The sequence below is a fragment of the Falsiroseomonas bella genome (genome assembly GCF_003173615.1).
GTDB lineage: Bacteria > Pseudomonadota > Alphaproteobacteria > Acetobacterales > Acetobacteraceae > Falsiroseomonas > Falsiroseomonas bella.
This window is the reverse complement of sequence record NZ_QGNA01000003.1, coordinates 44,507-56,754: the sequence shown is the minus strand read 5'-3', so window position 1 is coordinate 56,754 and position 12,248 is coordinate 44,507. Positions and strand designations below refer to the sequence as shown.

The 12,248-nt window shown below is 67.5% G+C and carries 1 protein-coding gene (cut by a window edge); it reads right to left on the bottom strand.

Going from position 1 to position 12,248, the window contains the following annotated elements:
* On the bottom strand, positions 1–12,248 hold the 5' portion of the coding sequence (locus DFH01_RS28990) for a tandem-95 repeat protein (protein ID WP_109870887.1). 16,156 nt of this gene lie to the left of the window's left edge; 12,248 of the gene's 28,404 nt are visible here — the first part of the coding sequence; it begins with the start codon at positions 12,246–12,248; its stop codon lies off the left edge, out of view.

Below are 12,248 nucleotides of genomic sequence, written 5' to 3'. Positions count from 1 at the left end.
GCGAAGCGCAGCGTCTCGATCCGGTTGTTGGCGTTGGTGATCGTGCCGGCGATCCGGATCGTGTCCTCGCTGCCCACGAAGCTCACGATCAGGTCCGTGTCGGTCGCCCGCACCCGCAGGTCGTCGCGGCTGATCCCCTCCCCGAACTCCACCACATCCGCCGGCGATTCATTCGACCAGCCATTGTCCGAGACAACGTCCTGACCGAAGCCGACCGCGAAGCGATACAGGTCGCTCCGGTCCCCGCCGCTCAGCGAATCCGCGCCCGTCCCGCCCGTCAGCGTGTCCGCGCCGTCATTGCCAAGGAGCGTGTCGGTCCCCGCGCCGCCATCGAGGCTGTTCGCATCGTAGCTGCCGAACAGGCGCTGGTCCGCCGCGCTCGGCGCCCAGGCCATCGCCGCCAGCTCCGCATGGCTCAGCGTGCTGCCATCGACGAAGCGCAGCGTCTCGATGCGGTTGTTCGCGTTGGTGATCGTGCCGGCGATCCGGATCGTGTCCTCGCTGCCCACGAAGCTCACGATCAGGTCCGTGTCGGTCGCCCGAACCCGCAGGTCGTCGCGGCTGATCCCCTCCCCGAACTCCAGCACATCCGCCGGCGATTCATTCGACCAGCCATTGTCCGAGACAACGTCCTGACCGAAGCCGACCGCGAAGCGATACAGGTCGCTCCGGTCCCCGCCGCTCAGCGAGTCCGCGCCCGTCCCGCCCGTCAGCGTGTCCGCGCCGTCATTGCCAAGGAGCGTGTCGGTCCCGGCCCCGCCATCGAGGCCGTTCGCATCGTAGCTGCCGAACAGCCGCTGGTCCGCCGCGCTCGGCGCCCAGGCCATCGCCACCAGCTCCGCATGGCTCACCGTGCTGCCATCCGCGAAGCGCAGCGTCTCGATGCGGTTGTTCGCGTTGGTGATCGTGCCGGCGATCCGGATCGTGTCCTCGCCGCCGACGAAGCTCACGATCAGGTCCGTGTCTGTCGCCCGCACCCGCAGGTCGTCGCGGCTGATCCCCTCCCCGAATTCCAGCACATCCGCCGGCGATTCATTCGACCAGCCATTGTCCGAGACAACGTCCTGCCCGAAGCCGACCGCGAAGCGATACAGGTCGCTCCGATCCCCACCGCTCAGCGAATCCGCGCCCGTCCCGCCCGTCAGCGTGTCCGCGCCGTCATTGCCAAGGAGCGTGTCGGTGCCCGCGCCGCCATCGAGGCTGTTCGCATCGTAGCTGCCGAACAGCCGCTGGTCGGCCGCGCTCGGCGCCCAGGCCATCGCCACCAGCTCCGCATGGCTCACCGTGCTGCCATCCGCGAAGCGCAGCGTCTCGATGCGGTTGTTGGCGTTGGTGATCGTGCCGGCGATCCGGATCGTGTCCTCGCTGCCCACGAAGCTCACGATCAGGTCCGTGTCCGTCGCCCGAACCCGCAGGTCGTCGCGGCTGATCCCCTCCCCGAACTCCACCACATCCGCCGGTGATTCATTCGACCAGCCATTGTCCGAGACAACGTCCTGCCCGAAGCCGACCGCGAAGCGATACAGGTCGCTCCGGTCCCCGCCGCTCAGCGAATCCGCGCCCGTCCCGCCCGTCAGCGTGTCCGCGCCGTCATTGCCAAGGAGCGTGTCGGTGCCCCAACCCCCGACGAGGGACTCGGCCGCAGCCGTGCCGGGGATCGTCTGCGCGATCGCCGCGGAGAAAGGCGCTCCACTGAAGTTGCCGAGCGAAAGCGCGGAAAGACTCACGCCCTGCAGCCGGATCAGCAGGCGCCCCGCATCGAAGCTGTAGACGCCCTCGTCCATGAAGTAGACGTAGGTGTCGGCACCCTCCTGCCGCGCGACGACCTCGCCGGACAGCCCCTCGGCAAGGCGGATGTCGAGCCTGTCGCCGAGATCGCCGATCTCGAAGCCGGTGATCGTGACAAGGCGCGCCGCATCGTTGACGAGAGGCACGAAGAACTCGAAGGTATCGACTTCGCCCGGCGTGCCGGTCAGCGTGCGCGGCTGGCTGTCAGAGCCGACCCCGCTGCTGCCGCCGCCCTCGCCGCCGCCTTCCTCGCCCACGCCGCCGGCATGCTGGCGGGCGAACAGCGGATCGGTGAAGGGATCGGCATCCGGCACGCTCGGGTGGAGCAGCCGCTGCGCCTCCTGCTCCGTAACGAGCAGCCCGGCCAGGTCGCTCGCGGTCAGCGTCGTCCCGTCGCTGAAGGCGAAGCTCTCGATCGGCACGAAGGTGAAGGCGAACTGATCCCGCACCAGAACCTGGTCGTCGCTGCCGATGAAGCGCAGCAGCAGATCGTTGCCGGTTCGAATAGCAACGATCGCCGCGGCCTCGATCCCCGCGCCGAACCGGAGCGTGTCGTTGGAGAAGGCGAAGCCGCCGGCCTCGACGATCTCGTCGCGTCCGCCTCCCGCTTCGAAGACGTAGATCGTGTTGCCGCGCCCACCGGCGAGTCGGTCATTGCCCGCGTCACCGTGGAGCACCGCGTCGAAGGCGAGCTGGGTGCCGAAATCGATGCTGTCGTCGCCGGCCCCGCCGGCCCCGGCCCGCGCAAGAATCTCGGCGAGAGACCAGGCGGTGCCGTTCGCGAAGAGGAACTCCTCGATCCGTGCGTCGCGCCCTGTCGCGACGAACATGTCGCGGATGGTGATGCGGTCATCCCCGCCGCCGACACCGATCACGAGGTCCCGCGGACCGGCGGACAGGATCCGGATGTCGGCCGGCGCGATGCCGGCGGCAAAGCGGACCCGATCAACGACGCCGTCCGTGGCGAGCTCGACATCGGCGATCGTGTCCTGCCCATCGCCGAGCGCAAAGAAGTAAGTGTCGCCGCCACTGTGGCCCTGGAGCAGGTCGTGCCCGCGCCCACCGGTGAGGATGTCCGCGCCACGACCGGTCTCGAGCCAGTCATTTCCGTCGAGACCGAACACCTCGGTGCCCGCCCCGCCCCCCGTCACCGTGGCTGCCGCGGGCACGATCACATGGTCATCGCCGCTGGTCGCCGGGATCGCCCGCGAGATCGCGGCAATCGAGAGCGTGCGCCCGTCAGCAAAGGCCAGCGTGCCGACGATCGCATCCGGATCGCCCGTCGGATCCACCAGCGCCAGCCGGTCGTCCCCGCCGGCGATCGTCAGGATGAGGTTCCCCTCCGCATCGCGCTTGAAGGCGACGTCCTCCAGGGCGATGCCAATGCCGAAGCGAATCACGCCGAAGCCGTCGGCGGCGCCGCGCGTCTCGATGCGGTCCTGCCCGTCGCCGCGCGCGAAGGCGTAGACGTCGTTGCCGACGCCGTCGATGACCCGGTCGTTCCCGAAGCCCGGACGATAGGCCTCGTCTCCGCCCGTACCGATCAGGAGGTCATCCAGGTCCGAGCCCACCGCATTGACGAGGTCGAGCAGCGTGTCCCGCGTCCAGGTCGTGCCGTTGGAGAACTCGACGGCATCGATCGCGGCATTGCGGATGATCAGCGCGTCGTCGCTGTCGGTGAATGTCAGCAGCAGGTCGTCGCGCCCCGCGGCCAGCCGCTCGACCCGGACCTCGTCCGGCCGGTACCCGATCAGCTGAAGACGATCGAGGCCCTGCTCGTCCTCGATGACGTCCTGGCCGTCGCCGCGCGTGAAGCGGTAGAGGTCGTTGCCGCGCGCACCACGCAGCTGGTCGTCGCCGCGACCGCCCTCCAGCGTATCGGCCCGGTCGCTGCCGCGTGCCACGTCGTCCCCGGCGCCAAGCTGCGCGTCGATCCACGCCTGGACGAGTTCCGCCACGCCCCATGACACGCCATCGCCAAACGCGATCGTTGGCACCGCGCCTGAACCGAGCGCGCCGGCAATCACCAGCTGATCGCCGCCCAGGAAGGTGACGACGAGATCATCGCTCGCGCCATCGGCGAGCCGGGTCTTGACGGTGTTGCTCGGGGCGTCCGGCGCGAGAATGGTGGCGGTGGTCGCGCCGGCGCCCATCTCGAACCGATCGATCCCATCCCCGGTCCTGACGACGACCACGCTGCCCTGGGACAGCGTGACAAGGTCGTGCTGGGCGCCGGGCACCAGGTTCAGTCCCGCCACGAAGTCGCCGGTGTCGAGGATATCCTGGCCAGCATTCGAGCGGGCCGAGCGGATGATCTCGCGCACCGCCGCAATGGACAGGGTCGTGCCGTCCTCGAAGACGAACGCCTCGACCGCCCTTGCGCGATAGCCGCCGATCACGGCGATACGCTCTCCGGTGCCGGCGAGGGTCGCGAGGAGATCGCCGCCGATCGCCTCGAAGGTCACGAGCTCCGCGGTGACACCCGGACCGAACACCAGGCGGTCGCTGCCACCAGTGTCGACGACGCTGTCGGTACCGTCGCCGTAGCCGAAGCGGTAGGTATCGTCACCGCCGCCGCCGACAAGCGCGTCCGATCCGCCGCCGCCCCAGATCGTGTCGTTTCGCCCATCCAGCCCGAGGAGCTGCTCGTCACCGGTCCCGCCGGTCAGCATCCGGTCGATGATCTCGTCCAGCGTCAGGACCGTGGCGTCAGCGAAGCGGAAGGCCTCGACACCGGTGCCAGCGAGACCGCCAACGATGGTGAGTACGTCCGCGCCGTTGCCGAGATCGATGACGAGGTCGTCGCCGTCGCGCCCGATCCTCATCACGTCGCGCGTGACCGTGGCCCCGAACTGGACCATGTCGATCACGCCCGTCGCATCGGGGCGCTCGATGATCCTGTCGAAATCGTAGTCGGCGCCGAAGGCGTAGATGTCCGCCAGGTTGCCGCCGATGAGGGTGTCGTCGCCCTGGCGCCCGTCGAGGGTGTTGGGCCTGTCGAGACCACCGGTGATGACGTTGTCGCCGCGGTTTCCGCCTTCGATCTGCAGCGCCTCCTCGACGTCGGAGATCAGCAGGAAGCCGCCATCGGCGAACTCGAAGCGCTCGACGCCGCTGTCGGTGTCGAGGAACTGGTTCCGGATGCGCAGGGTGTCGACGCGGTCGGCCACCGAGACGACGAGGTCGTTCCCGTCCCGGGTGAAGGCGACGTTGTCCTGCGTGATGTCGTCCCCGAAGCGGACGACGTCGTCCTTGGGCACGATGATGCCGCGCCGGTCGCTCCAGGCGGCGCGGGCACGCACGTCGCTGATCGTGTCCTGGCCGTAGCCGACGTCGAACAGGTAGGTGTCGCCCCCATCCTTGCCGACGAGAAGGTCGTCGCCACCGCGGCTGTCGAGCGTCTCGGCGAAGTGCGACCCGATGATGGTCTCGCCGGCATTGGTGCCGACGAGGTCGATGTCCTCCGGATTGAAGTCGGTATAGACCAGCGTCCGGTCGCCGAACTGGAACAGCTCGACCGCGTGCTGCTGCTGGCCCTCCCGCACATACTGGTTCTCGAGCACGATGCGGTCGCCCGTGCCGCGGATCGTCATGATGAGGTCGAGCGCGGTCCGGAAGAACTCGATATCGCCCGAGAGCAGGTTTTGGAACTCGATCCGGTCGTCGCCTTCCGTGTCGAAGACGGTGTCCGTCCCGTAGCCGGCTGAGAAGACGTAGGTGTCGCTCGCGCTCATACCTTCGAGACGGTCGTTGCCGGCGCCGCCGTCGATCCGGTCGGCGATCGTCTCGAAGCCGTAGATAGTGTCGTCGGCATCCGTCCTGGCGATGTCGACGTAGTGCTGCAGCAGCTTCAGGTGGTTCCAGACGGTGCCGTCCGCGAATTCGATCGTCTCGATCAGGTTCAAGTAGCCGACGAGGAGGATCTCCTCGAGGAAGTCTGTCAGCACCAGCTGGTCGTCGGTGCCGGCGACCTGCAGGCGCAGGGTGTCGCTGCTGCCGTCGCGGAGGAACTCGATGTCGGTCCAGCGCAGGTCGTCCGTCAGCTTCAGGATGTCGAGCTTCGGACCGAACAGCGAGGAACTGAAGTCGCTGTCCAGCACGACATCCGATCCGTAGTCGCGCCCGTAGACATAGGTGTCGACGCCCTCGCGGCCTGTCAGGAAGTCGTCGCCCCGGCCGCCATCCAGGGTGTTGTCGTTGAGCATGCCGTAGATCGCGTCGTCGCCGTCCGTCCTGGCATTGGCGATCACGCGCTCCACGATTGTCGCGTAGTCGAGCGTCGAGCCCTTCTCGAAGATGATCTTCTCGATCAGGTTGGGCGCGATGAAGTCCAGCCCGTCATCGGCGCCGATCAGCTCGCTGAAGGCGCCGAGGTTCAGGCGCACGCCGCCGAACTGCCCGACGAGCTCGAGGCTGTCGCCGGTCGGGTTGCCCTCCGCGTCGAGGATGGTGATGACGAGGTTCTCGCTGGCGCCGTCGCGTGTCAGCCGGACGGTGTCCTCTGTGATGTCCCCGCGGAACATCAGGAAGTCCATGCCGGCCTGGATCGGGCCGAAGGAGAAGTTGCCGAGGTCGTCGATCACGTCCCGACCGTCGCCGGGCTGGTAGATGTAGGTGTCGCCGCCGGCGCCGCCGCTGAGATAGTCGTTCCCGCGCCCGCTGAAGAAGATGTCGCCCGAGCCCGAGCCGTAATGGGCGTCCGCCTCGTCCATGGCGGCGCGTTCGAAATCGACCACCGCGAAGGCCATGCGGTAGCGGTTCCAGACCACGCCGTCCGCGAAAACGATGTCGTCCACGCCGGTCTGCAGGCGCGTGCCGTTGTCCAGGATGGGGTTCAGCTCGCCGAGGAACTGGTCGACGATGCGAATGAAGTGCGCGCCGGAATCATAGAAGAGGATCAGGTCCTCGCCGTCGCGCACCGCCCTTACCTGATCCGAGTCGATCAGGGCGAAGCGGAGCTGATCCGTGTCGCCGAGATCGAGGTCGTAGATGTGGTCGTCGCCGCTGTCGGCGCCCACGTAGTAGATGTCCGCCTGGACGTCGCGATTGAATTCCTGCGCCCCGGGCTCATAGCTGCCGATGACCGTCTGGTCGCCTTCCGACAGCACGAAGAAGTTCGCGCCTTCGTGGCCCCGCACGACCGTGTCGGTCGGCTGGTGCTCGACGATCTTGCGCTCCTCGATGCCGAAGGCATTCGCGATGGCGGGCAGGTCGAGATCGACGGGAACGCTCTCGTAGGCCGCCAGCAGCATCTGGAACACGAAGGGCTGGTCGACGCCGAGCTTCGTGTCGAAGATGTAGTCGGGATCGCGCGGGCTGTAGTCGGGATAGACCTGGGAGAGGATGAGCGCCCAGGCGGAGAAGTAATCCTGCACCGCGTCATCCTGGTTCGTCAGCGGTGCGCCCTCGAAGATCGCCTGGAACATCGGGGCGAGCTCATGCTCACCGGTCGGGCGGTACTTGTCGGCATCCACGTCGTAGGTCAGTTCGCGCGCGAATTCGGAAAGCCCGCCCTGCAGCGCCATGCGCACCGCGAGGCGGCTGGCGGCGAGCAGGTACTGCGTCATCGAGACGCCCACCATCTCGATCATCGGCTCGATGACCGACCGGTACTCCTCCGTCGACTGAGAATAGCTCCCGCCCTCGACGACGCGGTAGTCGATGAGGCCGGTCGCGCCGTCGAGCGTCGCGGTCAGCATCGCCGGCTGGAAATCGAGGCCGGCGAGGCTGGTGGCAAAATGGAACTGGCCGGGGGTCAGGAGCTCGACGCGATAGGTGCTGTCGTCGCTCGTACCGACCTCGTCCAGCGTGTCGAAGTCGAGCGCGTAGTTGCGCAGGTTGAACTCGCGGGAATCGCCGGTCTTGAACTGAAGCTCCAGCGCGCGATCCAGGTTGCGCGCCCAGACATGGAAGCTGCCGTCCGGGTCGGTGACCTCGACCGAGTAATCAACCGTGATGCCGTCAGTGATGCGGACCGCGATGACATCAACGGGGAGATCGGCGTACGGATTGAATCCGATCTCCTCGGTGCGCCATTCCTGCCCGGCGGCGCGCGTTTGGGCGAGGATGTCGGCGACCGTCGGGGCAGGGATCGTGTTGCCGTCCGCGTCGAGGATGGCGCGACCGCTGGCCAGGCGCCAGCTGCCATCCGTATCCCGGATGCCGTAGTCGTCGATCACCGCGCGGCCATCGGCGACATGCATGAGATAGGGTGCCGGCTCGCGAAACTGCAACGCGCTGCCGCGGCTGGCCGGCGACCAGGCCTGCTCGAGCTGCCAGTGCTGTCCGCTGGCAGCGGCCTGCCCCAGCACCTGCTCGAGGGTCGGGCGGGCGATGGCGTTGCCCTCCGCGTCCCGGATCGGCGCACCGCTCGCGAGCGTCCAGAACCCGCCTGCCATGTCCTCGACGTAGATGCCGCGATCCGCCAGGGTCACCGTGCCGTCGTCCGCATGCGCGAGCAGCACTGGCATCAGTTCGCGCGTCGTCTCCAGCGTCTGGCCCCAGTAGGACAGGACCGGACCCGCCTGCTTGCGGAGCTGGAGGAAGTCAGGCTCGGTCATCGTCGCGGCCGCGTCGGCCAGGATCTCACCGAGCTCGATGTCGTTCGCGGCGGCCACGGCGAGGTTGGTGACGGAACCGATGCCCTTGGCGTCGATCTTCAGGTTGGCCTGCCATGGCGCCCGGCCCGCCTCGCCAGCGAAGCGGCTGTAGCTTTCGACCGTCTCGAAGATCGCCTCGTACATGCGGCGCGTGGCACCGCTGGCGAGTTCGATCTCGCTCGTGCCGATCAGCCGCGCGCCCTGGGGGGTGACGATGTCGAGCCCCTGGGCGTCCAGGCGGATCGACACGATGCCAAGGGAGTCGAGGGGCAGCAACTCGCCCGCATCCGTGATGCCGTCGCCGTTCCGGTCTCGCCAGACGAGCAGCTCCGACCAGATCGCATCGGCCGCCGAGATCCGCCCGTCGCCGTTGCCGCCGTTCTCGGCGGCATCATGCCGCGCGAGGTGCTGGTAGCCGCCCTCGAACTGGTTGCCGAACATCTCGCCGATGTTGTCGATGCGATCGTTGGCGTTGAGATCGCGGACGAGGAAGCCGTCGTCGCGCGAGACCCAGCCCGTGAGTGTCGAGAACAGGTCGTTGTCGAAGTCGAAGAAGACCTGGCCGTCATCGACGGCACGCGTCTCCAGCCCGTCGCCATCGAGGTCGATGACCAGCGGGTCTGCGCCGGCGGCCCAATGCATGTTCTTGGCAAGGCGCACGGCCGCGCCAGCCAGCCATGCGGCCGAATCGACAAGCGCGATCTTCTCGTAGACCTGCAGCACCATGCCGATCGCCGGCGTCAGCTTGATCAGCTCCGCGGCCGCGCCGAGGCCGCCCATGATCACGCCGAAGATGCTGGGGAAGTTGAACAGCATCCCGAAGCTGCCGGTGTCGTTGGCAAGGCTCCGCGTGAAGGTGCTGAGGCCGCTCAGCTCGTCGAAGAACAGCCCATCGCCCAGGCCGAAATTGCCGGCCTCGAAGTCGAAGTTCCGGATCACCTGCACGCCGGTCAGGGAGCTCCGGCCATCGCCGAAATCCTGCTGGGTGGGCAGCGCCTGGTCGCCTGTCGCAAGACGGAACAGCAGGTCGGTCTGGTTTATGATCGCCATCTTGACCCGGCCGTTCTGGTCGGCCGTTTCGGTCACCAGGTAGACGATGTTGGGCAGCCAGGTGTCGAAGTAGGTCTTCAGCAGTCCGAAGGTGGAGCCCATGACCGCGACGGAGAAGAAGCTGAAGCCGCTCTGGATCGCGCCGGATATCGCGCCGGTGGGCCCGGCGAGCGCCCAGGCGACGGATGTCGCGCTTGCATCGCCGCCGGTCAGCGGCACCCCGTAGAAGGACAGGATGTCGTTCTTCTGCGGGTCGAGGATGGTCGTGCCGGGTGCGAACCAGAAATGGTCCGCGTTCTCGCTGGTGTCGGGAACGGCGGTGACGGTTCCGTTCTCGTCGACGAGCGTGCCGTTGACGAGGTCGCCGTAGAGTTGCCCCCCCTCGCTGGCGTTGATGATCACGTCGCGGCCGAGACCGCCCGCGGTGACGACCGCCTGCCCGTCCGTGACGATGATGATGTCGTTGCCTTCGCCCGCGTCGAGGGTGAGGTCGCCATCGGGGACGTTGGTGACGTAGAAGACGTCGTCGCCCTTGTTGCCCTTGATCTCGCCGCTGCCGGAATGGCTGCCGTCGTCGCTGCTGTCGAGGACGAAGCGGTCGTCCTTGTCGGTCAGCTCGACGTTGTCGACGCCCTTGAACCGGACCTTGTCGCTGGGGACAAGGAACTCTTCGGCCAGCAGGAGGCCGTTCACCGCCAGGGGCTGGCCGGCGTAGAGAAGGCTGGTGGCGCCATACAGCAAGCCGGAGCCCGGGATCGCGGTCTGGATGTAGCCATTGCGGTAGAAGACGCCCTGGTCCTCGAAGAACAGCAGGTCGCGCGTGCCGAAGCGGAGGGTGTCGCCGTCGCCGCCGGCGCCGGTCGGCCCGCCGAGGTCGATGACGAGCGGATCACGGAACAGGTCGAATTGGTTCTCCTTGCGGATCAGGACATCGTCGGCGCCGTCGCCGAGCCGCAGCTCCTCCACGCCGAAGACGATGTCGTCGAGCGAATCGCCGCCGGAATTCACCCCCTGGACCTGCACCTGCACGGTGTTCTGGTCGATCAGGCCGAAGCCCTCGTCGGCGATGTCCGGGGAGATGATGATGGTCAGCACGTTGCCGACCGCGCTGCCCTCGTAGGTCAGCGTGTCGTTGCCATCGCCGCCGATCAGCAGGTTCCTGCCGCCGCCGCCGGTGATCGTGTCGGCCCCGGTGCCGGCGTTGATCAAGTCGATGCCGTCGCCGGCATCGATGCTGTCGGCGCCGCCCGAGCCGAAGATCAGGTCGTTGCCGGTCGTGCCGAGGATCGTCTCGTCCAGCGTCCCGCCGACGAACAGGTCCACGCTGGCGGCGTTGCCGGTGCCGGTGGCGGGCCCGTAGCTGCGCTCGGGCAGCATGATTGAGGTGACGTCGTCGCGCGTCCGCATGTGGTAGCGGTCGAAGATGTCGGCGGTGTCGGCCTGCCAGCCGACCTTGGCGATGTCATCGAGCGTGCGCAGCCCGGTCCAGCGCAGCAGCGTGTCGGCCCAGTCTTCGTCGGTCTGGGCGAAGTAGGTGTCGCGGAACTTCTGGATGTTGAGGGGCTTGATGCCCGGCCCCAGCAGGTCTTCCCAGAGATGCGTCGACGCGTCGAGGGCGAGGATCTGCTCGTCGTCCGAGAGGTCCAGGATGCCGCGCCTGGCTTCGGCGTTGCCCTCGATGTCCCTTATCGCCAGCGCCCCGGCGAACTGCACGAGGAGGTCGGCCAGGGTCTGCTTGACGTCCTTGAACACCTGGATCCCGGCAAGTCCGATGCTCACCTCGAACTGGACGTATTGGCCGAAGAAGGTGGCCGGACTTCCGCCCACGACGGCGCCGAGCTGATCCGCGTCGCCGAACATCGACCAGATCGCCGTGTCGCCAAAGGGTCGCTCTCCGCTGTCGAGCGCCGAGTAGGCGATGGCGGACTGCAGGACAGTGGCGAAGGCGCCGGTCGGCCCGACCAGGCTCGCCGGAATCGTGAGCGTGTCGGCGATGGCTGCGTCGAAATACGCGTTCCAGAGCTGTTTGCCGATCGGCTGCCAGTCGGTGCGGGCATTGTCCCGTGCCCAGATCAGGTCGACCAGCAGCGCCATCGAGTGCAGCGTCACCGGGCTGCGCAGACCGCCGAAGGATGGGATGCTGCCGGCGAGCGAAAGCCGCAGCGCGCTCAGCACCTCGCCCTCGGTGGACAAGACGCTGATTCCGGCGTCCGAGGCGGGCCAGCGATCCTGGCCCTGGAAGTAGCGATCCAGCAGCGTCTGGTCGAACTGCGCCTGCACGTAGAGGCTGAGAAGCGCCGCGCTGTACGGCATGTGGTCGAACAGCAGCCCGCCGCGATTGTAGGTCTCGGCCACCAGGCCAGCGAGGCCGCCACCCAAGGAGTGGCCGGTGGTGGAGATGCTTGCGGCGCGCAGGTCCGCCCCGGGCCCGGCCGCCGCGATGTACAGGTCGAGGGCAAGCGCGGCTTGTCCTGCGGTGCCGCCGGCGAAGACGCTCCAGCCGTTGACGATGTCACGCCAGCCGGCCGAGCCGAGGCCGTCCGGATCGGACGAGAAGTCGAAATTCGTGCCACGGTAGGAGATCGCGATATCGGTGCCGATCGAGGTCGCGCTGCTGTCGTACGCGACGCCGTGGAATCCCTGGCTCTTCCACGTGTCGAAGATCGCGTCCGTCAGGCCGAGGTCGGTGTCCCGCGACAGGATCCGCGCGTCGCCGATATGGGTCCCGCTGAGCTTAACGACCTGTTCGTAGTCCCTGTTGTAAGTATCCAGGGCCAGGATGGCGAGATACAGGTCGCGACCGATGGCCAT